General features: G+C 72.7%; 14 protein-coding genes. 8 read left to right on the top strand and 6 right to left on the bottom strand.

Annotated features, from left to right (window positions below):
- Positions 1-77: 77 nt before the first annotated feature.
- Positions 78-989 carry an SCO2400 family protein gene (locus Scani_RS35320; protein ID WP_425577484.1) on the bottom strand — a complete coding sequence of 304 codons (912 nt, stop codon included), beginning with the start codon at positions 987-989 and terminating at the stop codon, positions 78-80.
- Positions 990-1,503: 514 nt separating this feature from the next.
- Positions 1,504-1,734: a type A2 lantipeptide gene (locus Scani_RS35315; protein ID WP_159481746.1), complete on the bottom strand. Its 231-nt coding sequence runs from the start codon at positions 1,732-1,734 to the stop codon at positions 1,504-1,506.
- A 605-nt stretch (positions 1,735-2,339) separates the two neighbouring features.
- Here Scani_RS35315 and Scani_RS35310 point away from each other — a divergent pair.
- Together Scani_RS35310 and Scani_RS35305 are read left to right on the top strand one after the other, a co-directional pair.
- Positions 2,340-2,705 carry a hypothetical protein gene (locus Scani_RS35310; protein WP_246296328.1) on the top strand — a complete coding sequence of 122 codons (366 nt, stop codon included), beginning with the start codon at positions 2,340-2,342 and terminating at the stop codon, positions 2,703-2,705.
- Positions 2,706-3,586: 881 nt separating this feature from the next.
- Complete coding sequence (locus tag Scani_RS35305) at positions 3,587-4,474, top strand: ArsR/SmtB family transcription factor (protein ID WP_159481745.1); 888 nt, start codon at positions 3,587-3,589, stop codon at positions 4,472-4,474.
- 101 nt (positions 4,475-4,575) lie between these two features.
- On the opposite strand, the gene Scani_RS35300 is transcribed toward Scani_RS35305, so the two are convergent.
- From Scani_RS35300 to Scani_RS35285, 4 genes are all read right to left on the bottom strand, one after another.
- Positions 4,576-5,553, bottom strand: coding sequence for a TauD/TfdA family dioxygenase (locus Scani_RS35300; RefSeq protein WP_159481744.1), 978 nt, complete (start codon positions 5,551-5,553; stop codon positions 4,576-4,578).
- Positions 5,554-5,588: 35 nt separating this feature from the next.
- A complete protein-coding gene (locus tag Scani_RS35295) occupies positions 5,589-5,798 on the bottom strand; it encodes an MbtH family protein (protein ID WP_159481743.1) in 210 nt (69 codons plus the stop codon).
- A 115-nt stretch (positions 5,799-5,913) separates the two neighbouring features.
- Positions 5,914-6,936 carry a histidinol-phosphate transaminase gene (locus tag Scani_RS35290; RefSeq protein ID WP_159481742.1) on the bottom strand — a complete coding sequence of 341 codons (1,023 nt, stop codon included), beginning with the start codon at positions 6,934-6,936 and terminating at the stop codon, positions 5,914-5,916.
- 35 nt (positions 6,937-6,971) lie between these two features.
- Positions 6,972-7,997, bottom strand: coding sequence for a class I SAM-dependent methyltransferase (locus Scani_RS35285; RefSeq protein ID WP_159481741.1), 1,026 nt, complete (start codon positions 7,995-7,997; stop codon positions 6,972-6,974).
- Positions 7,998-8,396: 399 nt separating this feature from the next.
- On the opposite strand from Scani_RS35285, the gene Scani_RS35280 reads away from it, so the two are divergent.
- The 6 genes from Scani_RS35280 to Scani_RS35255 all read left to right on the top strand — a co-directional run bounded on the left by Scani_RS35280 (position 8,397) and on the right by Scani_RS35255 (position 25,379).
- The gene (locus Scani_RS35280; RefSeq protein ID WP_159481740.1) at positions 8,397-9,143 is read left to right on the top strand and encodes an ABC transporter ATP-binding protein; all 747 of its coding nucleotides are present in this window, start codon (positions 8,397-8,399) and stop codon (positions 9,141-9,143) included.
- 3 nt (positions 9,144-9,146) lie between these two features.
- Entirely contained in the window at positions 9,147-11,768 is a 2,622-nt protein-coding gene (locus tag Scani_RS35275; RefSeq protein ID WP_159481739.1) for an ABC transporter permease, read from the top strand.
- Between the two features lie 179 nt (positions 11,769-11,947).
- The gene (locus Scani_RS41415) at positions 11,948-13,225 is read left to right on the top strand and encodes a sensor histidine kinase (protein ID WP_246296327.1); all 1,278 of its coding nucleotides are present in this window, start codon (positions 11,948-11,950) and stop codon (positions 13,223-13,225) included.
- Positions 13,195-13,875, top strand: a complete 681-nt coding sequence (locus Scani_RS41410) for a response regulator transcription factor (RefSeq protein ID WP_159481737.1) — start codon at positions 13,195-13,197, stop codon at positions 13,873-13,875. The genes Scani_RS41415 and Scani_RS41410 overlap by 31 nt, the downstream gene beginning before the upstream one ends.
- Before the next feature lie 275 nt (positions 13,876-14,150).
- Positions 14,151-15,476, top strand: coding sequence for a serine hydrolase domain-containing protein (locus tag Scani_RS35260; protein ID WP_159481736.1), 1,326 nt, complete (start codon positions 14,151-14,153; stop codon positions 15,474-15,476).
- Positions 15,477-15,659: 183 nt separating this feature from the next.
- The gene (locus tag Scani_RS35255; RefSeq protein ID WP_159481735.1) at positions 15,660-25,379 is read left to right on the top strand and encodes a non-ribosomal peptide synthetase; all 9,720 of its coding nucleotides are present in this window, start codon (positions 15,660-15,662) and stop codon (positions 25,377-25,379) included.
- Positions 25,380-25,421 lie beyond the last annotated feature (42 nt).

Genomic DNA, 25,421 nt, shown 5'->3' with positions numbered 1-25,421 from the left:
ACGGACGCCCGGCCCCAGGAGGACGGGGCGTCCGTCGGGAAGCGCTCCTCGCAGCCCTCAGGCCTCGGTCGACGCCCTCAGTCGACGCACACCAGTCCCAGCAGACACACATGACCGGGCGAGGTCGGTTCGGCGGCCGGCGCCGTCGGGGTGCTCGGCGCGGGTGACGTGGCCGGCGCGCTGTCCGACGGTGACGTCACCGCGTCGTGCGAGTGTCCGGTGGACGCGGGGGCGGACGGCGCCGGTGTGGCGGCGTCGGTGTGGCCGGTGTGCGCCGGCCCGGACGAGCCGGGCGTGGTGCTGTGCCGCGTCGGGTCCGGGGCCGCATGGGGGTGCGCCGGGGCGTCGTGGTGCGGCTGTCGGGGCGTCGTGGCCGCGGACGGCGTGGCGGGGGCACTGTCCGGCCGGACGGCCGACCTGTGCGGGTGGGCGTCGGGGTGCCGTGCAGCCTTGGCGTCCGGCTGCTCCGACGACGAGGCGGCGGACTCGGTCCGCGGCGTGCCCACGCTCCCCGGCTCCGGCGACGAGGCCGCTTGCGCATGGCCGGCGGACGGCTTGTTCTGCAGCAGTGAGACGGTCAGGCCTCCGCCGACCAGGGCAAAGGCCGTAGCGGCCGCGGCCCGTCGACGGTGCTTCTTCCAACGCGCCAGCTGCCGGCGCCGAGCCGCGCGGCCCTGCCCCGTACCAGCGGCGGCCCCGGCGGTGCCGTCGGACGACCCGTCGCCCGCCGCATCCACCGGCACGTCCTCGGCAGCCGCACCGCTCCCGAACACCGAGGCCTCGAAGGGCTGAGTGAGGGTGTGCTGGTGAGCGCCCTGGCGACGCCCCGCGGCGGCCTCCTCCGCACGCAAGGCCTCCCACCGTGCGGCAGTGGACATCGCGCGCTCCCGACGGTGGGAGGGCGGGGCGATGTCCGGGGCGTAATCCCCACATCCCGGGCACACGAGGGCCCCGTTGAGATTGCGGCGGCACGACGAGCAGTAGTCCATCTGCGATCTTTCTGTGCTGACTGCGCCGCCAAGGACGCCGGCGACCTGATCAAGTTCGCACGCGGGATCGAGCGGGCTGTAACGCTAACGGCACCCCCGGAGGGCGAAGCGAAGACCGTGTGACGCTTCGGTGCAGATTCTCCACCAGTGGCAGACACCATTCCGGATATGCACGGACGCATCCCGTCATGGCCGGGCCGCAGCGTGGGCGGACATCTGCACACGGCCGTCGACGCGGCGCTCACGCCGTGCTGGAAAGTAATGCTCCGCAGGCTTCAGGCCCCTTTGCCGCCGCCTTGCGGTGGAATGTGCGGCCCGCACTGCGTGGCCCGGTCACCGCCCGGCCGTGTCTCTTTCCACCGTGTCCGGGGCGGGGCCACAACGCGGATAACGCGCGCATGGATGGCCATGGACCCCGGAACGGTGTGCCGGGGTCCATGGCGGCCGTACCGGAACATGGAGGGGGCCGGTAGGGCGGGTTACGCGGACCAGGGGGTTGCTGGTGCGCGGAGTCTCAGAGGGCGACGCCGCCGGCGAAGCCCGCGTTGCCGGAGACGGGGCCGACCTGGCCGCTCAGGCCGCCCGAGACCGAGCCGCCCAGCGAGGGCAGGGCGGGCAGGCCGGGGAGTGCGGAGGTGGCACCGCCGGTGAGGTTGTCGGTGCCGAGAATTCCGCCGGAGACATTCTCCAGGTCGCTGTCGGCGATCTCGCGAGTCTCGTTCTGGGGCATGGCGTCCTTACGCATGGCAGGTCCTTCCCTTTCGTTTATTGCGGTGATCCTGAGGCGTATCGAGCGGCCCGGCGACGAACCGAGGCAACCGGTTCGACGGCCGTCCGACACCCGGAAGTGGAGGTGCGACTCCCCTGTGGAAGTGGAGCTGCAACTTCCGATTGACGCGGATCAAACCACGTCCACGAAGGCCCGGCCACCTCGATCCGCCCGAAATTTCTGCAGACGCTTCGGTATCGCGGCATGTCGGCGAGCGGGATTTTCGACCGGACGGTGACAACTCCTTCACGTACCTTTCGGGAGCCGGGACTTGTAGTGGGAGCCGGCGTGGTCACTCGAAGGACATATCAACCGGCGAGGCGGGCGTTCACCCCGTGAAGTGCGAGCAGGCGGCGTGCGTGTGCCCATTCTGTGTGGAGAATGCGCAGAGTTGTCGAGCAGAAGCATTGCGGCGGCCGGGTAACGCAAGGGCGCACTCATGGCGCAGAGCGGAATGCGGGTGTGCCCAGCGACCCGTATGCGGCCACGGAAGAAATGCCCCTGCGGGAGGAGGAAACGGAAATGCCCGGCCGTGTCCCCCTCGCCGTCAAGGCCTCGTCGCGCGTCAGATTGGGAAGCCAGTGAGCAACACCGAACCCATGCCGGGAAACCAGCCCTACGACCACCACCCCCAGGGCGGCCCCCACCACTTCGAGCGTCGCCGGGACGGATCCGCCGCCCGGCGAACGGCCCTGATCATTCATACGATCGCCGACATCGCCGCCGTTTTCCTGGGCCTGTGGATCCTGCTCTACCTGCTCGAAGCAAACCGGGCGAATGTCTTCGTCGGGTTCGTGCAGGGCATGGCGGACTTTCTGGGCTGGTGGTCGCAGGACATCTTCACCATGGATACGGAAGGCCTTCGGGTCTTCCTCAATTACGGCCTCCCCGCCGTGATCTATCTGCTGGTCGGGCACGGCATAGCCGCACGGCTGCGCCGCCTCTGACCGGCACCGGCCCCGTTCCGGGACCGCGAAGAAAACGCTCGGCGGCCGTCGCGGGGGCACGGGCACGCACGGTGCACCCCGCGCGCCTCCGCGCATGGTGGCCGTCCGGGCGACCGGGCATGGGTGCCCCTGGCGACCCGCGGAGAGGTCCGTCGGCCCGATCTCGATCGCGCTGCCATCGCGCCGGGCTCGCCACACGGGTGCGTGATGCGGTGGACGACATACCGTCCGGGCACCGCAGTGCGCACCGAGGAGACGGCTCTCCCTTCACCGCGTGCGCCGAACAGCGGCGCACCGTCCACCGGCTCCCGGTAGCAAACAGCCCCGCGTGCGCCGTCGCCCTCCGGGAAGCCGCGGGCCTCCCGTCGTGTCCGGGATCGGTGGACGGTGGGGTTCCGGTCAGGTGCCCGGGTGTGGTGGGGGAGGAGGTGCCCGAGCCGGTCCGTGGGTGGCGGCCGGGGCGCCCGGCGACACCCGCCGCAGCGGGGGAGGCGGCGCGGCCGCAGGAGTGCGGAGAAGGGGACGAAAGCCGGAAGAGTTTCGGTTTGCAAATTTGATTTAGCTCACCCGCCAGGTGGAGGTAGCGCTACCCATCGGCATGAGTTAGCCTGCCCATAATGTTCGACAAACGGGGGGTTCCGGAACGGGGCGACGGAACACACTTCTATGCGCAGGTCAATGCATTTATGGGGTGACCTCCCAGGGCAGCCCCATGTGCGCTTGTGCAGCCGGGGGATGCACCGAAGCCTCGGCGGGCAGGTGCGGGAGGCAGTGATTCCATGAATGCTCGACGAAGTACCTCGGGTGTCTCCTCGCAACGCATCCACTTCACACTTGACGACCTGTTAAGATTACGAGTGAATGCGACGGTGGCGCCGCATGTGGAAACGTATTTTGCGCTGCGGTCGCTGGTGAGTCCCGGGTCTCCGGGGCTGGCCGAATGGCGGCTGAAGGTATATCCGAAGCTGGGCAGGAAACTGGTACTGCTCAAAAAGCTGCCGGAATTGTTTCCGTCTCCCGGTCTGCTGCTGAGGCTGTTGCAGGGCAACGCCCAGGAGGCCCGGATCGCGCTCGTGCGCATCGGGGAGACGGCGGAGCGGCTGGCGGACGCCGTGCACGAGTTCTGGCAGATCGCCGTGGCGCCGTACTGGGCGCGCATCCGCAGTCATGTGCAGACGGAGCAGGCCGCGCTGGAGCGGATGCTGGCCGTCGGTGGCGTCGAGCATCTGCTGTCCAACGTGCTGGGCGGCGGCCATTGGTCGACGCCGGTGCTGGAGCTGCCGCACGAACGCGATGGCGACGTGCGGCTCGACGGCCGGGGGCTGCTGCTCGTCCCCTCGCTGTTCCTGCCGCAGCGGCAGGGTCATCTGCTGGACGTGGCCGATCCTCACGGGCAGTCGCCGCTGCTGCTCCCGACCGGACCGGTGTCCGACCCGGAGGCCTTCTGGGCGGAGCCGGAGGACGAGGGACATGCCCTCGCGGCGCTGGTCGGCGCCACCCGGGCGAGTGCGCTGGAGGCCCTGGTCGTCAGCCGGACCATGGGGGAGCTCGCCCGTCGGCTCGGCATCTCGGCGCCCGGTGCCAGTCAGCACACCGCCGTACTCCGCGGCGCCGGGCTGATCGCCACCCACCGCGACCGCAACACGGCGCTGCACGAACTCACCCCGCTGGGGCGGGCGCTGCTGCGGAGCCAAGGGGTGACCGGTGCGGACGAGCCGGCCGGTGACTGGCTGCGCGGCCCGCTGCCCGAACCCGCGCTGTGCCCGTGACGGCGGACCACGGCTGACCGGCGGCAGCGGGTGCCGCCGGTCAAGTGCGCGTCGGCGGCCGGCCCACACGGGCCGGCCGCCGACGCGCAGTACGCGGTCCCTCAGGCAGGAACGATCCGGGAGCGGTTCGTGCCGCCCGCGTACAGCCGGCGGATGTCCCGGCTGATGTTGAGGCGCTTCAGCCAGCGGTCCTTGCCGTCATAGCGTGCGGCAAAAGGCTCGCGTCCGTGCACCACCTGGTAATTGTCGATGAATACCGCGTCGCCCGGTTCGAGGGCGACCCGGTCCGCCGCGTTGCTCAGGATTTCCTGAGTGGCGGTGATGGCGTCGGCGGCCGTCGCGTCCTCTCCCGACATGAAGTCGATGTCGAACCGCAGATAGGGAGCGCGCTCGGGTCCGAAGAGTACCGGCCCGGTCGTCCCGTCCGACGGGTTGCCGGCACCGCCTGCCGCGCCCGCGGAATGCGAAGTCCCGGTATGGGAGTCGTCCGGGTAAAAGCGGAATCTGGATTCCCTTAGTGTGTCGCGCAAGGGAGCCGGGATATCCAGAGAACCGACCCGCGTGACTGTTGTGCCGACGGCGTCAGGATTGCGCAAGCAAAGCAATGAGACGTAATCGGCTCGGCACGGGTGGAAGACGTCCTCGGTGTGCAGCGACAGCGTCTTGGCGCTGCTGGCGCTGGTCAGTGAGGCCTCCATGCCGGGGGCCGGACAGACGTCGTGGACCATGCGTCCGTCCTGCTGGCTCTCCCAGCCGAACGGGTCTCCCAGCGCGGTGCCGCACAGCAGCAGCGCCACTTCCTCGCGGTGACCCGCGCCGGACTTCGCGGCGAGGTCCCATCCGCCGGGTGTGGGGGGAAGGCCGGGGTGGATCGGGAGACCGGACACGATGGTCACGTCCGACTCCGCGGCGCGCGCCTGTGCCAGGAAGGCGCGCAGGCGCCGGGGCAGCGACGGCGCGGCCTCGGCGGCATGCTCCATGGCCGCCATCGGATCCCAGTTCTCGTCGGCGGCCACGATGTCGTCGATGAGGGCGTCGATGCTTTCCCGCTCCTCGGCGGTCAACACCAGCTTGTGCACTAGCTTCTCCAGTCCTGCGAAAGACCCGCGGCCGGTCAGGCCGCCGTCCGCCGCACCAGGCTCTTCGGCCGCATATCGGTCCAGTGGGCGTTGATGTACGCGACGCACGCCTCACGGCTGTCCTTGCCGTGGACGGCCGTCCAGCCCGCGGGGACCTCGATGAAGTCCGGCCACAGGGAGTGCTGGCCCTCGTCGTTGACCAGCACCAGGTAGCCGGCGTCCGCGTCCTCGAACGGGTTGGCCATGGTGGTTCCTTCCGGATCACGGCCCGTCGGGAGCGGCGTCCCGCGGGCAGAGTGGGCGCGCCTGTCCGGCGCTGAGGGGAAAGGGAGAGGAAAGGGAACGCTGCGGCGCCGGGGCTCAGCCCGCGGCGAGGTCCCGGGCGGCGGCCAGCACCACGTCGTTGGCCTCGGCGGTGCCGATCGTCAGCCGGATGCCCTCGTCGGGGTAGAGGCGCACCTGCGCGCCCCGGTCGGCGCACGCCGCGTGGAACGCACCGGCGCGCAGCGGCTCGTCGAGCCAGACGAAATTCGCCCGGCTCTCCAGGACCCGCCAGCCCTGGGCGCGCAACACCGACTGCACCCGGGCCCGTTCGGCGCTGATCGTGGTGATCCGCCGGTCGAGGTCCGCCTCGGCTCCGATGGAGGCCACGACGGCGGCCCGGGCCGGCTCGCCGATGCTGTACGGCACGGAGGTGGGGCGGACCCGCTTGACGATCTCGGGCGCGGCGATGCCGTAGCCGATGCGCAGCCCGGCGAGCCCGTATGCCTTGGAGAACGTGCGCAGGCTCATCACGGGGTGCCCCGCGCGCATCAGGTCCAGGCCGAGCGGCAGATCGTCGGCGTCGCGGGCGAATTCGGTGTACGCCTCGTCGAGGATCACCAGCACACCGTCCGGGAGCGACGCGAGGAACGTGTCCAGCGCCGCGCGGCCGATCGTGGTGCCGGTGGGGTTGTGCGGGTTGCAGAGGATCACTACGCGGGTCCGGTCGGTCACCGCCGCGGCCATCCGCGCCAGGTCCTGCTCCCCGTCGGCGGTCAGCGGTACCTCGACGCGTTCCGCGCCCGCCATGTCGGCGATGATCGGATACGCATCGAACGCCCGCCAGGCGTACAGGACTTGATCGCCGGGTTCCCGGATGTACGCCTGCAGGGTCTGCAGCGCCACGCCGACCGAGCCGCTGCCGACGACAACGGATTCGACGGGCACACCGCGCCATGCGGAGACGACGTCCATCAGATCGTCCGCATAGAACTGTGGATAGCGATTGACCTCGGCAAGGGAATCCGCCAGGGCCTTGCGCACCTCCGGAAGCGGCGGATACGGCGTTTCGTTCAGCGCCAGCCGATGCAGCGGTGCGGGTATGTCAGTGGTGTGTGGCACGGGATGTCGTCCTCTTCGCTCTGCGGATTTCCGCGTCAGGCGGAAACCGGCTCCAGCTGGAAGATGACGGTGCTCGACGGCGTGCTGTACACATGCTGCTTCGTGCACTTCCAGCCGGCCTCTTCGAAGACCGATTCCCATTCCGCGTGGCTGGGGATGTACTGGCCCATCAGCGCGTGCGCCGTCTCGAAACCCAGGGTGAAGACCGGGAGTTCGGAGACCGGGTTCGTGGTGTCGCGATGGGTGTCGCACAGCAGGAAATACTTGAGCTGGGGCAGCTCGGTCCGAATGCTGCGCAGCAGTGCCACACAGTCCTCCCGGGGCCAGAAATCATGACCCATGAGATAGGACGTCATCAGCTCGACGTCCTTGAACTCCGGGTACTGGCTGAGCTTTCGGGCATCGCCCTGGATCAGCTTGACCCGGTGCTGCAGGCCGTTCTCGGCGAGTGCCTTCTCGCCGACGTCGATGGCGCCCTTGGCGATGTCGATGCCCACGCAGCGCACCGTCGGGTCGCGCCGGGCGAGCTGTACCAGCCGCTCCCCGCTGCCGCAGCCGAGGTCGGCGGCGACCGAGAACTCCAGGTCGGCGAGGGCGCCGAAGAACGCCTCGTCCATGAAGACCTCGTTCACGTCGCGGCAGGCGATGCTCACGGCGGTGGCGTCGCGCCGGATGAAGTCGCCGCCACGCCCGTCGGTGTGCGTCACCTCGCCCATCCGCTGGAACAGCGAGCCGTAGCCCTTCGTCAGCCACTGGAAAAGTCCCTTGGACCGGGAGAATTCCTCGAAGGTGGCGCCGCGGGTGACACGGTCCCCGTCGACCTCCACCACGTCCGCGTAGGTCAATGCGCGCACTGTGGCCCGCAGCGAGGGCTCGTGCAGCCCCTTTTCCTCCGCGTACGCGGGAATGTCGAAAGCCTCGGCCCCGTCCAGTGCCCGGAAGATTCCGATGTCCCAGGCCGCACTCACCGCCCAGGTGGCGATGCTCGAATTGAACAGTTCCGCGGATCTCTTGTACTCCGTGCCGCGCCCGGTCGTGTGCTCGGTGATTCCGCCGCTCATGTTGGCCGTGGCCCCCGTCTTCTGTGAAGGTTCGCGAATTCATCACGCGATGCCCGAGCGGCCGACGATCCGGTCGACTTCACCGCACGGCCGCTGCTTCCAGGGGCTCACTGTCGTGCGACGGAGACCATGGCGCCACCTCTGTAAGCTGACGCGAAAAGAAGCAGGTCCCTCGGAGCATCCGTATCCGCTGCGGACGGCATCCGGCCGGCGGTGCGAGCGCCCGCGGCCCCGTCCTCTCCGAGCACGCCGGACACCTGCCCCGGAATCCACCGGGTGGAGTTTTCTCCACCTGGAAAACGGGATGTGGCGCCCGTGCGCGGCACTGCCCCGCCCCGCTTGACTGAGTGGCACACCGTGGACGTGACCGTGCACGGAGCCCCCGGCCAAGGAGGAGAAGTGTCCGTCACCGGAGTCGGCGTCGAGCAGGCCGTCACACTCAGTGCGGTGGCCAGGCTGTACGGCCGCGGCGACAGCCAGGTACCTGCCCTGCGCGGTGTCCACTGCGCCTTCACCCGCGGGTCGTTCACCGCGGTGATGGGGCCCTCGGGCTCGGGCAAGAGCACCCTGCTCCAGTGCGCGGCAGGCCTGGACCGCCCCACCTCGGGCCGGGTGTTCATCGGCGACACCGACATCAGTGCGCTGACCGAGACGCAGCTGACCAAGCTGCGCCGGGAGCGGATCGGTTTCGTCTTCCAGTCCTTCAACCTCATGCCGTCGCTGAACGCGCGCAAGAACGTGGCGCTGCCGATGCGGCTGGCCGGGCAGAACCCCGGCCGCGCACAGGTGGACGCCGCACTCGAGCAGGTGGGCCTGGGCAACCGGGGCGGTCACCGGCCGGCGGAGATGTCCGGCGGCCAGCAGCAGCGGGTGGCCATCGCCCGCGCCCTGATCAGCCAGCCCGATGTGCTGTTCGCCGACGAACCGACCGGCGCCCTGGACACCAACACCAGCCGTGAGGTGCTGGGACTGCTGCGGTCCGTGGTGGACCACGCCGGGCAGACGGTGGTCATGGTCACCCACGACCCGGTCGCCGCCTCCTGGGCGGACCGGGTGCTGTTCCTGTCCGACGGTGCGGTGCACGGCGAGCTGAGGGGCCCGACGGTGGCCGCGGTGAGCGAGCACATGGCACGGCTGGGCGGCTGACCCATGCTGTCCATCGCTCTTTCGACCCTGCGCACCAGATGGGCGCTGTTCGCCGGCACCTTCGTCGCGCTGTCGCTCGGCGTCGCGCTGATCGCCAGTACCGGCCAGGTCCTCGACGCCACCCGGGGCACGTCGAAGCCCAGCAGCCCCGGACGCTACGACGCCGCGGCCGTGGTGGTGCGGGCCGCCCAGTCGTTCACCGTCGGCTTCGGCACCGGGGGCGGCGCGTACGACCAGCGCCAGACCGCCACCTCCCCGCACCGCCTCGCCGACGCGCGGCGAACCGCCGACGCGGTCCGCACGGTGCCCGGCGTACGGCAGGTCGTCATCGACCGTTCGCTGCCCGCACGGGTGGTGGCCGGTCACGCCGGCGAGTCCGCGGAACGCCCGGTCGGCCACGGCTGGTCGAGCGCCCGGCTCACCCCCTTCCGCCTCACCCGGGGCCACGAGCCCGTCGGTGACCACGAGGTGGTGCTCGCCGCCGCACTGGCCGGCCGGGCCGGGGCCACCGTCGGCGGCAAGGTCGCCGTGGTGACCCCGCAGGGCCGGCAGCAGATGACCGTCGCCGGTATCGCGGCGCCGCCCGGCAAGGACGGGGTGCCCGGCGAGGCCACCGTCTTCTTCGCCGACGACACCGCACAACGCCTGTCGGCCGACCCGGACCGCGCCGACGCGGTGGCCGTGCTCGCCGCGCCCGGCACCTCCGCCACGGCGCTCGCCGACCGGATCCGTACCGCGCTGCCCGACAAGGCCCTCAAGGCCGGGACCGGCGCCGACAAGGGCGGCGACCTGACCGCGGCGTCGCGCGCCGCGGCGCTCGGGGACGTCGCCACCCTGCTCGCCGTCATGGCGGTGATCGCCGGCTTCGTCTCGATCTTCGTGGTGTCGGGCACCTTCGCCTTCGCCATCGCCCAGCGCCGCAGGGAACTGGCCCTGCTGCGCACCGTGGGTGCCACCCCGCCCCAGGTGCGCCGCATGATCATGGCGGAGTCGACGGTGCTGGGCGTCGTCGCCTCGGCCGCGGGCTGCGGCATCGGGATCTTCGGCGGGCGGCAGCTCGCCTCGGTGCTGTCCTCCTTCGGCATGGCGCCCGAGGACTTCGAGGTCCCGGCGTCCCCCTCGATCCTGCTGATCAGCTTCTTCGTCGGGCTCGGCGTGGCGCTGCTCGGCGTGTTCGCCGCCTCCCGCCGGGCCGCGAAGGTCCGCCCGGCCGAGACCATGCGGGACTCCGCGGTGGAGACCCGGGTGATGACGACGGGCCGGTGGATCGTCGGTTCGCTCTTCCTGGCCGTGTCCGTGCTGCTGCTGGTCATGCTGCCGCAGGCGGGCAGCGACGGGGCCGTCGTGATCTCGCTGGTGCTGACCGAGATCCTGGTCGTGGCGATGGTGGCCTTCGCCCCGCTGCTCGTCCCGCCGCTGGTGCTGCTGGCCACCCTCCCGCTGGCCGCGATCACCCACATCACCGGCGCGCTGGCCGGCGACAACGCCCGCGCCTCGGTGCGCAGGACCGCCTCGGCCGCCGCTCCCATCCTGGTCACCGTGGCCGTCGCCGGCTCCATCATCGGTGTCACCAACGCGAGTTCGGCGACCGCCATCGCCGACGACCGCGCGCACCTGAAGGCCGACGTCGTGGTCGCCTCCGACGGAGGCACCGGCCTGCCCGCCGCCGCGCTGCGCGAACTGTCCGCGGTCCGCGGCGTACGGGCCGCCTCGCCGGTCTCCGAGACCAGCGGCTTCCTCGTCGGTTCCAGCTACGTCATGTCGAGCGGCATCGGTGCGGTGGATCCGGCGAACCTGTCCGGCGCCATCCGGCTGGACGCGTCCAAGGGTTCGCTGGGCGGACTGCGCGGCGACGCCGTGGCGGTGACGAAGCTGGTCGCCGGACAGCTGGGCTGGAAGGCGGGCGACGACGTCGAGGTGTATCTCGCCGACGCCACGAAGGTGCGGGTGCGGGTCGCCGCGGTGATCAGCTCGTCGGCGGGCCTGCCCGCGGTGCTGTTCCCGCAGGACGCGCTGGTCCGCCATGCGCCCGGCACGATGGCGAACGCCGTCTACCTGACGCTGGCGCCGGGCGCGGACCGCGCCGCCGTGACGGCCGCCGCCGGAAAGATCGCGGACGCGTACGGCGCGGCCGCACACGACCGGGACGACTGGCTGGCCCGGCGCGCCTCCTCGGCACAGGAGGAGGGCCGCATCCTGGTCCTGGTGCTGCTCGGCATGGCGATGCTCTACACCGGTATCGCCATCGCCAACACCCTGGTCATGGCGGCCGGTGAGCGGGCCGAGGGCATCACGCTGATGCGCAAGCTCGGCGCGACCCACGGGCAGGTGCTGCGCACCGTCGTGTGGGAGACGCTGACCGTGGTGGTCGTCGGCGGGGTACTGGGCGTGCTCGCGGACGGGGTGACGATGCTCGGCATGAGCCGGGCGCTGTCCGAGTCCGGCGAGGGCGCCGAATTCCCCGTGCCGTGGCTGGAGATGGGATCGGTGCTGGCCGGCTGCCTGGTGGTCGCCCTGCTCGCCACGCTCGTACCCACCCTGCTCCAGCTGCGGTCCGCCGGCGGCCCCGTGACGAAGGCCGATGTGCCCAGCACGCAGGAGCCGGTACCGACGGGCGTGGGATGAGCCGCCCGTTCCCTCTGGTCCGGCCGGTCCGGCAGTCCGCGACCCCCGCGCGGAACCCGCTGGACCGGCCACCCACCGACGCCGTCCCGGGCGGTGCGCCCGCCTGTGCCCGCCCCGCCCGGGAAGCGGCCTGGCGGCCCCGCCCGGAAGGGCCGGTGCAGGGCCCTACCGTGGGAGGGGTGAGCTCCTCTCCCACCTGGCGGGCCGTGACCCGGAGCCCGGTCAGCTTCCTCACCTCCGCCGCGCCCTGGCGTTCGCTCGCCTATGTCGCCTCCTCCGGTCTGCTCGGCTTCCTCTCGCTCGTGGTGCTGGGCGGTGTGGTGGTGTGCGGGCTGCTGCTGTCGGTACTGGGGATCGGGCTGGTCATGCTGGCGGGCTCGGCGCTCCTCGGCATACCGCTGGCCGCGCTGGAGCGCCGCCGGCTGCGGCTGCTGGAAGGGCCGCACACCGACCGGCCGGCCAGTCCGCACGGCGCCGTCGCCCGGCCGGGGCTGTGGCCGTGGCTGACCACCCGGCTGCGGGAGCCCGCGACTTGGCGGGAGTTCAGCTACGCCATGGTGTTCGCGGTGCTGCTCTCCCTCGTGGACCTGGCGCTGCTGACCATGGCCGGTCTGCTGGTCGCGCTGATCGTCGCCCCGGTCCACGTGGCCCTCGCCTCGGCGCAGCCCGAAGCGCTGGTGCTGACCGGCATCGGGATCGCCGCCCTGCCGGTGGCCGCGTACGTCCTGGCCGCGGCGGCGGCCGCGCAGTCCTGGTTCGTCCGGCTGATGCTGGCCCCCAGGGAGGGCGAACAGACCGACCGGGTCGTGGAGCTGACCCGCTCGCGGGCCCGGATGGCCGATGCCTTCGAGGCCGAGCGGCGCCGCATCGAGCGGGACCTGCACGACGGGGCACAGCAGCACCTCGTGGCGTTGGTCATGACGCTGGGCCTGGCGGAGCTGGAGTTCGGCGCCGAGGGCCCGGCGGCCGGCAAGGGCGGCGAACTCGTCTCCCGGGCGCGGCGCGAGGCGAAGCAGGCGCTGGACGAGCTGCGCGACCTGATCCGCGGCATCCACCCCCAGGTCCTCACCGACCACGGGATCGCCGCGGCCGTGTCCGAGGTGGCGGTCCGCTGCCGGGTGCCGGTCGCCGTCGACGTGGAGCTGGCCGGGCGGCTGCCCGCGCAGATCGAGGCCACCGCCTACTTCTTCATCAGCGAGGCGCTCACCAATGTCGTCAAGCACAGCGGGGCCGCCAACGCCACGGTGCAGGGCCGGCTGGCCGCGGGCCGGCTGTCCGTCACGGTCACCGACGACGGCGCCGGTGGAGCCCGACTCCGCGACGGTGGCGGGCTCCAGGGCTTGGCCGACCGTGTCGCGGTGGTCGATGGAAGACTGACGCTGTCCAGCCCCCGCGGTGGTCCCACCGCCCTCAGCCTGGAGATCCCGTGCCAGCACAGCCACTCCGTATCGTCCTAGCAGAGGACTCGGCGCTCGTCCGCGAAGGGATCGTCGAGCTGCTGCACAAGTTCGGCCACGAGGTGGTCCGTGCGGTCGGGGACGCCGACGCCCTGATCACGGCGGTGCGGGAGTGTTCCCCGGACATCGTCGTCACCGACGTACGGATGCCCCCGGGGCACGGCGACGACGGGCTGCGCGCCACGACGCAGCTGCGCCGGAGCGACCCGGACCTGCCGGTACTGGTGCTCTCCCAATACGTCGCGAACGCCTACGCCAAGGAGCTGTTCACCCCCAGCAGGACGCCGCACCGCCAGAGCCGTGCCGGTCTGGGCTATCTGCTCAAGGACCGGATCGGCGAGCTCAGTGAATTCGCCCAGGCCGTCGAACGTGTCGCCGCAGGAGCCATGGTGATCGATCCTCAAGTAGTCCAGCACATGCTGATGGAACGCGACCGGCGCCATCAGTCCCAGCTGCTGTCCGCCCGCGAACAGGAGGTGCTCGGTCTGATGGCGCACGGCTACTCCAACGCGATGGTGCGGGACGCGCTGAACATCAGCGACGGCGCGGTGGCCAAGCACATCGGCAACATCTTCGCCAAGCTGGGACTGTCCCCCGATGACGGCAACCGCCGGGTGCTCGCGGTCCTGGCGTATCTGCGCGACGAGTAACCCTTCCCGCGGTCCCCCGTCCGGGCGGGGTGTTCCCCCTGGTTCCGTTGCCGCAACCCGGCTCATTTCGCGTCAGCTTACGAAGGTGGCGCGCCGGGCCGTCCCGAGGCGAAGGTGTGTTCGCAGGCCCGCCGCGGGGAACGGGGCGCGCCGGGGCCGGTTAGTCCTGCCCCCGGGCGCCCTCGGTCCGTGCGACCGCGGGACCAGTACAGGGAAAGCAGGCCATGGCCGGCGTCATCGTTTCGGTGAGCCGCCGGCGCCTGCAGGGGGATTTTATGAACGTGGAAGAGCTGTGCGGGAGCCTGCCCGCGCTCGCACGTGAACACGGCGTGCCGGGCGGGCAGTTCGCCCTGCACCACAAGGGCGAGACCCGTTCCTTCGTGTTCGGCGAGGAAGAGGCCGGGGGTGGCGTGGCCGTGACCGGGGACGCCAAGTTCCCGGTCGGTTCGATCACCAAGGCGTTCACCGCCGCGCTGGCCATGCTGCTGGTCGACGAGGGCGACCTGGAACTCGACGCCCCGGTGTCCGAGCTGCTCACCGAGCTGCGGGTGCCGGGCACCCGTTCCGGCACCGCCACGACGCTGCGCCGGCTGCTCAGCCACAGCGCCGGGCTGCCGCCCGGCCGGGACTCCGACAGCCTGGCCGGCGCCACCCGCCGCGGCTACCTCGCCGACTGTGCCCGGATGGCGCCCATCGAGACGTTCGGCTCGTCGTTCTCGTACTCCAACGTCGGCTACACCGTCATCGGCATGCTCGCCGAGCAGGCCGCGCGGATGGACTGGCGGGAGGCGCTGGAGAGCATCCTGCTGCGGCCGCTGGACATCGAGCCCGCCTATATCGCGGGCCCCTCGGAGCGGCCGTACGTCCCCGGCCACGCGGCCCGGACCGCGCCGGCCCGTGCGGTGCCGGTCCGCCAGACGCTCCCCGCCATCGAGGCGCCGGCCGGGGCGCTCGCCCTCAGCGCCCTGGACCTGCTGGCCTTCGGCCTGCTCCACACCGACGACGCCGACGGCGTGCCGGGACTGCTGGAGCCGGACGCGCTGGCCGGGATGCGGACCGGTGTGCCCGGGGCCGAGCCGTTCGGACTCGCCGACGGCTGGGGACTCGGCCTGTCGCTGTACCGCGCCGACGACGGCTCGCACTGGACCGGTCACGACGGCACCGCCGACGGCACCTCCTGCCATCTGCGCATCGACCCGACGGGCGGCACCGTCGTCGCGCTGACCACGAACGCCCACACCGGCATGGCGATGTGGGAGAGCCTGCTGGAGGAGCTGCGGGGGCACGGCCTGGACGTGGCCAGCTACTCGTACTCCGCCTTCCGCGACCCGCGGGAGAAGATCCCCGCGCCGCCCGGCTGCCTGGGCCGCTACGTCAACGGCGAGACCGAGTACCTGGTCGGGCCGGGGGACGGGGACGAGCTGACGCTGCGGCTGGACGGGGCGCCGTTCGCCCGGATCACCGTCCATGAGGGCCTCTGCTTCACCCTGCGGGAGCTGGCCGACGGCGGCATGGTCTACCTCGGCCGCTTCCTGCGGAACCCCGGGACCGGCGGCATCGACCAGATCCAGGTCACCGGCCGGCGCGCACAGCGCGTCTAGCGGCACCGGACACCGGCCGCCGTCACCCCCGTACGGCTCCTTCGCCACGGGCGAGCGCGGCGCCACCCGGCGGGCCGGGCACCGAAGCCCGGAGCCCGCGCACCACGTGCGCTTTTTTCCACCGGCGGCATGTCCCCGCACCCCTGGGCGACGTGTCCCCGCACCGAATCCGGAAGAGGAAACATGGAACGCGGTACGGCATCCTCGCGACCGACGGCCGTGGCAGGCGGGCTCTCCCAGGACCCGGCCGGCACATCCCCCACCGACCGTTGTCTGCATGAGGTGTTCCAGGAGCGGGTGGTGGGGGCGCCGGGTGCGACGGCTTTGGTGTTCGGTGGGGTGCGGGTGGCCTATGGGGAGTTGAACGAGCGGGCCAATCGGCTGGCGCGGTATCTGGTGGGGTGCGGTGCGGGGCCGGGTGGTGTGGTCGCGGTGTGTCTGGAGCGTGGCCCGGAGCTGGTGGTGGCGCTGTTGGCGGTGCTGAAGTCGGGTGCGGCGTATGCGTTGTTGGATCCGGCGTTTCCGGATCGTCGGTTGGTGGATCTGCTGGGTGACACGGCGGCGCCGTTGGTGGTGACCGATGGGGCGGGGGCCGGCCGGTTGTCGGCGGGTTCGTGTGCGGTGGTGTCGCTGGACGTGGTGGGGGCGGTTGTCGGGGGGTTGGATGCGGGGGATCTGCCGTGTGCGGCGGGTCCGTCGGATGCGGCCTGTGTGATGTTCACGTCCGGCTCCACCGGCCGCCCCAAGGGCGTCGTCGCACCGCACCGGGCCGCCGTGCGCATGTTCTTCGGGCAGGACTTCCTGGACTTCGGACCCGACCGGATCTGGCTGCAGTGCGCCCCGATGTCCTGGGACGCGTTCGCCTTCGAGCTGTGGGGAGCCCTGCTGCACGGCGGGACCTGCGTCCTGCACCCGGGCCCGGCGCCCGACCCCGAGGTGATCTCCGAGCTGATCGCCGCGCACCACATCACCACCTCCTTCCTGTCGACGAGCCTGTTCAATGTGATGGTCGACGAGCACCCGGCCGTCCTGGGCTCGCTGCGCGAGGTGCTGACCGGCGGCGAAGCGGTGTCCCCGGGGCACATGGCCCGGCTGTTGCACGCCCACCCGGACGTGGCGCTGATCCACGCGTACGGCCCGGTGGAGAGCATGATCTTCGCCACCTGCCACCGCGTCACCGAGGCGGACCTGCGGGGGACGACGGTGCCGATCGGCACGGCCGTCGCGCACACCACCGTGCACCTTCTCGACGAGCGGCTGCGCCCGGTGCCGGCCGGTGCGACGGGCGAGCTGTGGATCGGCGGGGACGGCCTGGCGCTCGGCTACCTCGGCCGTCCCGATCTGACCGCCGAACGGTTCGTCGCCGCGCCCTGCGCCCACGGCCGACGGCTCTACCGCACCGGCGACCTGGCCCGCGCGCTCCCCTCGGGGGCGCTCGAATTCGTCGGCCGCGCCGACGACCAGGTCAAGATCCGCGGCTTCCGCGTGGAGCCGGACGAGGTGCGCGCCGCCCTGCTGGCCCACCCGGCCGTCGGTTCGGCCGCGGTCGTCGCCGTCCGGCGCGGCCAGGGGGCCCGGCAGCTGGTGGCCTACACCGTCGCCGCGCCCGGTGCCGACGCACAGGAGCCCGCCGCACTGCGGGAGTTCCTCGGCCGGACGCTGCCGGAGCACATGGTCCCCAGCGCCTTCGTCGCGCTGGACCGCCTGCCGCTCACCCCGGCCGGAAAGCTCGACCGCACCGGTCTCCCCGCCCCCGACTGGAACGCGTCGGCCGCCTCGTACGTCCCCCCGCGCTCGCCGCAGGAGACCGTCCTCGCGCGGATCTGGGCCGACGTACTGGGGGTGGAGCGGGTCGGCGTCGAGGACGACTTCCTCGCGCTCGGCGGCGACTCCATCCTGAGCATGCGCATCGCCTCCCGGGCCCGTGCCGCGCTCGGTGTGCCGGTGCCGCCCCGGGCACTGTTCGGCACGCCCACCGTCGCGGGCCTCGCGGCCGCCCTGACCGGGACCGGCACGGAGGGCGAGGGCCCGGACGATGCGGGCCGGGCCCCGATCCCGGCGGCGCCGCGCGAGGGCGCCCGCCCGCTCTCGTACGCCCAGCAACGCCTGTGGTTCCTCTACGAGTTCGGGCACGGCGCGGTCGAGTACAACACGTCCGTCGGGCTGCGGCTGACCGGCCCGCTGGACGCCGTGGCGCTGCGCGGCGCCCTGAGCGCGCTGGCCGACCGGCACGAGATGCTGCGCACCACCTTCGACGCGGTCGACGGACGCGGGGTGCAGACCGTGCGGGCCGGCCTGGAACCGCCGCTGCGCACCGTGTCCCTGGCCGGCCCGGGAGAACCGGGCGACCCGGGCGAGGCCGGGCGGCGGGCGGAGCTGGACCGGCTGCTGCGCGCGGACGCCGAGCTGCCGTTCGACCTGCGGCAGGGCCCGCCGTGCCGGGCGCTGCTGGTCCGGGTGGCCGACGGGGAGCACCTGCTGGTCCTCACCCTGCACCACCTCGTCACCGACGGGTGGTCCATGCGGGTACTCGTCGAGGAGCTGGCCACGCTCTACGCGGCGCTGTGCGACGAGGCGGCCCCTGGGGACGCCGTGCTGCCCGCCCTGGCGACGCGCTACGCCGACTTCTCGGCATGGCAGCGCGACCGCCTGTCGGGCCCGGCGTTCGATGCCCGGCTCGCCTACTGGAAGCGGAAGCTCGACGGCATCACCCCGCTGCGGCTGCCCGTCGACCGCACCCGCGCCGCGGTGCGTGCCACGGGTGGTGCCGCGCACCGCTTCACGCTGCCCGCCGCGCTGGTCGCGGCCCTGCGGGAGCTCGGCAAGGAGAACGGTGCCACGCTGTTCATGACGCTGGCCGCGGGTGTGCAGCTGTTGCTGTCGCGCTACAGCGGCGAGACCGACGTGGCGATCGGCACCGTGTCCTCGGGGCGCTCCCGCCCCGAGCTGGAGCAGCTGGTCGGCTTCTTCGTGAACACCCTCGTCCTGCGCTCCGAGGTGGCGCCGACGCAGGACTTCGCCGGATTCCTCGGCGAGGTGCGGGCGACGGCGCTGGAGGCTTTCGACGCCGAGGACGTGCCGTTCGACCGGGTGGTCGAGGCGGTTGCGCCCGAGCGCGACCTCAGCCGGAACCCGCTGGTCGAGGTCGTGGTGGCGCTCCAGCAGGGGCTGCCGCCGCTGCCGGACGCCGGCGGGCTGCACCTCACCGGGTACGAACTCCCCCGGCACTTCTCGCGGTTCGACCTGTTCGTGGAGTTCTGGCCGCAGGGCGACGCGCTGGACTGCGTGATCGAATACAGCACCGGGCTCTTCGACGCCGCCACGATCGAGACCCTGGGCGGCTATCTGCGCACCCTTTTCGAGGGCGTGGTGGAGGCGCCGCACCGCCCGATGGGCGAACTCCCGCTCGTGCCCGCCACCGACGAGCACACCGCGCCGGTGCCCGCCGGCGACCGCGCCGAGGGCGAGGCGCTCGACCGTTGTCTGCATGAGGTGTTCCAGGAGCGGGTGGTGGGGGCGCCGGGTGCGACGGCGTTGGTGTTCGGTGGGGTGCGGGTGGCCTATGGGGAGTTGAACGAGCGGGCCAATCGGCTGGCGCGGTATCTGGTGGGGTGCGGTGCGGGGCCGGGTGGTGTGGTCGCGGTGTGTCTGGAGCGTGGCCCGGACTTGGTGGTGGCGCTGTTGGCGGTGCTGAAGTCGGGTGCGGCGTATGCGTTGTTGGATCCGGCGTTTCCGGATCGTCGGTTGGTGGATCTGCTGGGTGACACGGCGGCGCCGTTGGTGGTGACCGATGGGGCGGGGGCCGGCCGGCTGTCGGCGGGGCCGTGTGCGGTGGTGTCGCTGGACGTGGTGGGGGCGGTTGTCGGGGGGTTGGACGCGGGGGATCTGCCGTGTGCGGCGGGTCCGTCGGATGCGGCCTGTGTGATGTTCACGTCCGGCTCCACCGGCCGCCCCAAGGGGGTGGTGTCCCCGCACCGGGCGGCGCTCCGGGTGGTGCGCGGCCAGGACTTCGTGGAGTTCGGCCCGCGGCACGTCTGGCTGCAGTCCGCCCCGATGTCCTGGGACGCGTTCGCCTTGGAGCTGTGGGGAGCGCTGCTGCACGGCGGGACCTGCGTCCTGCACCCGGGCTCGACGCCCGCCCCCGAGGTGATCTCCGAGCTGATCGCCGCGCACGGCGTCACCACGCTGTGGCTGTCCGCGAGCCTGTTCAACGTGATGGTCGACGAGTACCCGGCCGTCCTGGGCGCCGTCGAGCAGGTGATCACCGGCGGTGAGGCGGCCTCCTCCGTGCACGTCGCCCGGGCACTGGCCGAATTCCCCGCGCTGCGGCTGGTCAACGGCTACGGCCCGGTGGAGAGCATGGTCTTCGCGACCACCCACCGCATCACCCCCGAGGACACCCGGCGCCCCTCGGTGCCGATCGGACGACCGATCGCGCACACCACCGTGCACGTCCTCGACGACCGGATGATGCCGGTCGCGCCGGGCATCCCCGGCGAGCTGTGGATCGGCGGCGACGGTCTGGCGCTCGGCTACCTCGACCAGCCCGCGCTGACGGCCGAACGGTTCGTCGCCGCGCCGTTCGCCCCCGACCAGCGGCTCTACCGCACCGGCGACCTGGCCCGCACGCTCCCCTCGGGGGCGTTGGAGTACCTCGGCCGGATCGACGACCAGGTCAAGATCCGCGGCTTCCGCATCGAGCCGGGCGAGGTGCGCGCCGCGCTGCTCGGGCATCCCGCGCTCACCGCGGCCGCGGTCGTCGCCGTCCAGCCGGAATCCGGCCCCAGGCGGCTGGTCGCCTACACCGTCGCCCAGCCCGGTGCCGTCCCGCCCGGCGCCGCCGCGCTGCGTGATTTCCTGGGCCGGACGCTGCCGTCGCACATGGTCCCCAGCGCCTTCGTCGCGCTGGACCGCCTGCCGCTCACCCCGGCCGGAAAGCTCGACCACCGTGCCCTGCCGGCGCCCGCCGACCTGCCCGTGGGCGCGGGGGACTACGTCGCGCCGCGCGGCCGGGCCGAGGAGACGCTCGCCGGGATCTGGGCGGACGTCCTGGGGGTCGAGAAGGTCGGCGCCGAGGACAACTTCTTCGAGCTCGGCGGCGACTCCATCCTCAGCATGCAGGTCGTGTCCCGGGCCCGTGCGGCCGGTCTGACCGTGCACTCCAAGGACGTCTTCCTGCGGCAGACCGTCGCGTCGCTGGCGGCCGCGGCACTCGCGGACGGCGCCGCCGACCCCACCGCACCGCCCCGGACCGAGGCCACCGGGGACGTCCCGCTGACGCCCGTGCAGCACTGGTTCTTCGCCCATCACCGGGCGGGCCCCGAGCACTTCGACCAGTACGTGGTCCTCGAACTGGACCCGGCCGCCGACCGCGGCGCACTGGCGGCGGCCGTCGCCGCGCTCCCCCGGCAGCACGACGCGCTGCGCAGCCGCTTCACCCGCGTCGACGGACAGTGGCGGCAGCACACCGCCCCCGCGGGCGCGGACGGCGCCACGCTGCGCAGCTGCGATCTCTCCGGTCTGGACGCACCGGAGCAGGACGCGGCGGTACGCGCCTGGGCCGAGGGACCGGAGGCCAGGTTCCGCCTGGCGGAGGACCGCAAGTTCACCGCCGTCCTCTTCGAACGCGGCACCGGACGGGCCCCGCAACTCCTGCTCAGCGCCCACCACTTGGCGGTCGACGGCGTCTCCTGGCGGATCCTGGCCGAGGACCTGGAGACCGGCTACCAGCAGGCCGCGGCGGGCCGGGCGGTCGACCTGGGACCGGGCACCACCTCGTTCCGGGAGTGGGCCCTGCGGCTGGCGCGGCACACCGCCGACGGCGGATTCGCGGCGGAGGCCGCCCACTGGGACGCCGTCACCGCGGCCGGTGACGGCCCGGACGGCTCCGGGAGGCTGCCGGCCGACGGCCACGGGCCCAACACCGTCGCCTCCACCCGGACCGTGACCGTCCAGCTGACCACAGAGGAGACCCGGGCCCTGCTCCAGGAGGTCCCCGCGGTCTACCGCACCCGCATCGACGAGATCCTGCTCAGCGCCTACGGCCGGGTGCTGGCCCGGTGGACGGGCAGCCCGCGCACCCTCATCGACCTGGAGGGCCACGGGCGCGAGGAGATCTTCGACGACATCGACCTGACGCGTACCGTCGGCTGGTTCACCAGCCTGTACCCGGTGGGACTCACCGTCGATCCCGCCGCGGACTGGGCCACCACGGTCAAGTCCGTCAAGGAGCAGCTGCGCGCCGTCCCCGGCCGCGGTCTGGGACACGGCGCGCTGCGCCACCTCGGCGGGCCGGACGCCCCCATGGGGCAGCCCGGAGGGGCCGTCCCGCAGATCAGCTTCAACTACCTCGGCCGGTTCGACACCGGCACCGCCACCGGGTCGCTGCTGCGCGCCGGTGGCGAGGGCGTCCAGCTCACCGGGCACCCCGGGGAGCAGCGGCCGCACCTGCTGGACGCGGTCAGCCGCGTGGAGTCCGGCCGGCTCTCGATGACCTGGTACTACTCCGCCCACGTGCACGACGAGGACACCGTGGAGCGGCTGGCGCGCGAGACCGCCGAGGCGCTGCGGGAGATCGTCCGGCACTGCGCCGACCCCGCCGCGGGCGGCGTCACCCCGTCCGACTTCCCGCTGGCCGGACTCGACCAGGCGACGCTCGACCGGGTGGCCGGCGACGGCCGCGCCCTTGAGGACCTCTACCCGCTGACCCCGATGCAGAGCGGCATGCTCTTCCACAGCATGGCGGAACCGGAGCAGCCGCTGTATCTGGAGCAGATCTCCTTCGTGCTGGACGGTGTGGCCGATCCACAACTGCTCGGCCGGGCCTGGCAGCAGGTCGTCGACCGGACCCCGGTGCTGCGCACCTGCGTGGTCCGCGACGGACTCACCGAGCCGTTGCAGGCCGTGCACCGTGCGGTGGTGCTGCCGGTGAGCCGTCTGGACTGGCGGGGCCTCGCCGGGGACGACGCGCGCCGGGCCGCGCTGGACGAGCTGTTCGACCGGGACCGCGCGGCGGGCCTGGACCTCTCGGCCGCGCCGCTGATGCGGGTGACCCTCGCCGCGCTGCCCGAGGATGCGGTCCAGGTGCTGTGGACCTTCCACCACCTGCTGCTGGACGGCTGGAGCGCCTTCCAGGTGCTGTCCGACGTCTTCGAGTGCTACGGCGCGCTGCGGCAGGCGGACACCGACGGGGGCGTGGCGGCGCCGGCACTGCCCTTCCGCCCGCCGTTCCGCGACCACGTGGCCTGGCTCGCGGGCCAGGACACCGAGGCGGCCGAGGAGTTCTGGCGCCGGGCGCTGTGGGGCTTCGCCGCGCCCACCGCGCTGCCCTACGACCGCCAGCCCGGCGGTCCGCACCACAGCCGCTCCTCCGGCCGGCTGGGCCTCGCGCTGACCGCGGAGCTGTCCCTCGGGCTGAACACCCTGGCCAGGGAGCACCGGCTGACGGTCAACTCCCTGGTGCAGGGCGCCTGGGCGCTGCTGCTGTCGCGGTACAGCGGCGAGCGGGACGTCGTCTTCGGCGCGACCGTCTCCGGCCGCCCGGCCGAGCTGGCCGGGGCGGAGGCCATCCACGGGATCTTCATCAACACCCTGCCGGTCCGCGTCGAGGTGGACGACAGCGCTCCGCTGGTGCCCTGGCTGGCGCGGCTGCAGGCCGGACAGGCGGAGTCCCGCGGCCATGAGCACCTGCCGCTGGCCCGGGTCCAGGCCACCGCCGAGGTGCGGAGCGGCGGCGGCCTCTTCGAGAGCGTCCTCATCTTCGAGAACTACCCGATCGACGAGGGGGCCGGCCGCGCCCACGGACTGCGGCTGCGCGACCTGTACGCCGAGGTCGAGACGACCAACTACCCGCTCGCCGTGACGGTGTACCCGGGTGAGCGGCTGACGTTCAGCTTCGCCTACGACCCGGACCTGTTCGACGAGGAGTCGGTGCGGGTGCTGTCCGGCCGGCTGCGGGAGGTGCTGGCCGCGGCGGCGGCGGACCCCGCACGGACCCTGCGCGAGCTGCCGTGGCTGGCACCGGACGAGCGCCGGGCCCTGCTGGACGCCGGCACCGGCCCGGTGCGCGACCTCGGCGCCGCGACGGTCGTGGGGCTGCTGGCCGAGCAGGCCGCCCGTACCCCCGCGGACACCGCGCTCGTCCACGGCCGGGAGAGCGTCTCCTACCGGGAGCTGGACGAGCGGTCCAACCGGCTGGCGCGCGAGCTGATCGCCCGCGGCATCGGGCCCGAGGACCTGGTGGCGGTGGCCGCGGCCCCGTCGGTGGACCTGGTGACCGGGCTGCTGGGCGTCCTGAAGGCGGGCGCCGCCTATGTGCCGGTCGATCCGGACCACCCGGCGGAGCGCATCGCCCACGTCCTCGAGGACGCGGCGCCCGCCCTGGTGCTCGCCGACTCCGCGTCCCGGGCGGTGCTCCCGGCCGAGGGGCTGCTGCTCGTCGACGGCGCGGGCAGCACCGGGGCCGGGGCCGCCCGCGCCTGTGGTCCGGTGGGGGACGGTGAGCGCAGGGTGCCGCTGGATCCGGCTCATCCGGCGTATGTGATCTACACGTCGGGTTCCACCGGGCGTCCCAAGGGTGTGGTGGTCGAGCATCGTTCCTTTGCCGACTACGTCGGCTGGGCGGCGGTGGCGTATCCGGGTGCGGCCGGTACGGCCGTGCTGCATTCGCCGGTCACGTTCGACCTCACGGTCACGGCCCTGTACACGCCGCTGATCCGCGGCGGCCGGGTGCTGATCGGCGGACTGGAGGACATCGCGGCCACGCCCGGCCGGGCGCGCGGGTGTTCTCTGCTGAAGGTGACCCCCTCGCATCTGGCGCTGCTGGGCACCCTCGCCGACGAGCTGCTGCCGTCCGGCCAACTCGTGGTCGGTGGCGAGCAGTTGCTCGGCGAGGTGCTCGAACAGTGGCGCCGGGCACATCCGCGGGTCACCGTGATCAACGAGTACGGCCCGACCGAGGCGACCGTCGGCTGCATGGAGTTCCGGATCGAGCCCGGCGGGCGCGCCGAGCCCGGCCCGGTGCCGGTCGGCCGCGCCCGCGACAACACCCTCGTCCGCGTCCTGGACGCCGGTCTGCGGCCGGTGCCCGCCGGGGTGCCGGGGGAGCTGTACGTCGCGGGGGCGGGGCTGGCGCGCGGTTACGTCCGGCGCCCCGGTATGACCGCCGAGCGCTTCGTCGCCGATCCCTACGGCCCGGCCGGTTCCCGGATGTACCGCACCGGGGACATCGCCCGGTGGCGGCCCGACGGGGAGCTGGAGTTCCTCGGCCGGGTCGACGACCAGGTCAAGGTCCGCGGCTACCGCATCGAGCCGGGCGAGATCGAATCGGCCCTGCTGGCCCACCCGCTGGTCTCCGAGGCCGTGGTGGTCGCCACCGGAGGCGACGGCGACGGCGGGTCCGGCCACAAGCGCCTGACCGGCTATGTGGTGCCCGCCGAGGGCCGGCAGCCGGACCCGCGGGAACTGCGGGAGCACACCGCCGTCTCGCTGCCCGGCTACATGGTCCCGGCCGCCGTCGTCGTGCTCGACGCGCTGCCGCTGACGCCGAACGGGAAGCTCGACCGGGCGGCGCTGCCCGGACCGCCGACGGCCGCGGACACCGACGACCACGTCCCCCCGGGAACGCCCACCGAGGAGGCCCTCGCCGAGTTGTGGGCCGCACTCCTCGGCGTCGCACGCGTCGGTGTCCACGACAACTTCTTCGACCTCGGCGGCGACTCCATCCTCAGCATCCAGACCGTGCTGCGGATGAAGGTCGCGTTCGGCCTCGACCTGTCCCCCCGTGACGTGATGACCGCGCCCACCGTGGCCCAGCTCGCCCTGGTCGTCGAGGACCGGATCCTCGCCGAGCTGGAGCAGGCCGCCCTGGCGGGTCCTGAAGGCGACGGACCGCCCGCCCCCTAGGGCGTGCCCCCGTCCCCGCACCAGAGCCTTTCGACTTCCAGC

Origin of the sequence: Streptomyces caniferus (genome assembly GCF_009811555.1) — a bacterium.
Taxonomy (GTDB): Bacteria; Actinomycetota; Actinomycetes; order Streptomycetales; family Streptomycetaceae; genus Streptomyces; species Streptomyces caniferus.
The sequence above is the reverse complement of the archived record's forward strand: the minus strand, read 5'-3'. Positions and strand labels throughout refer to the sequence as shown.

Coding starts and splice junctions, on each gene's coding strand:
- Scani_RS35320 (WP_425577484.1), bottom strand. CDS start 989: ATGGACTACTGCTCGTCGTGCCGCCGCAATCTCAACGGGGCCCTCGTG.
- Scani_RS35315 (WP_159481746.1), bottom strand. CDS start 1,734: ATGCGTAAGGACGCCATGCCCCAGAACGAGACTCGCGAGATCGCCGAC.
- Scani_RS35295 (WP_159481743.1), bottom strand. CDS start 5,798: ATGGCCAACCCGTTCGAGGACGCGGACGCCGGCTACCTGGTGCTGGTC.
- Scani_RS35285 (WP_159481741.1), bottom strand. CDS start 7,997: ATGAGCGGCGGAATCACCGAGCACACGACCGGGCGCGGCACGGAGTAC.
- Scani_RS35275 (WP_159481739.1), top strand. CDS start 9,147: ATGCTGTCCATCGCTCTTTCGACCCTGCGCACCAGATGGGCGCTGTTC.
- Scani_RS35260 (WP_159481736.1), top strand. CDS start 14,151: ATGAACGTGGAAGAGCTGTGCGGGAGCCTGCCCGCGCTCGCACGTGAA.
- Scani_RS35255 (WP_159481735.1), top strand. CDS start 15,660: ATGGAACGCGGTACGGCATCCTCGCGACCGACGGCCGTGGCAGGCGGG.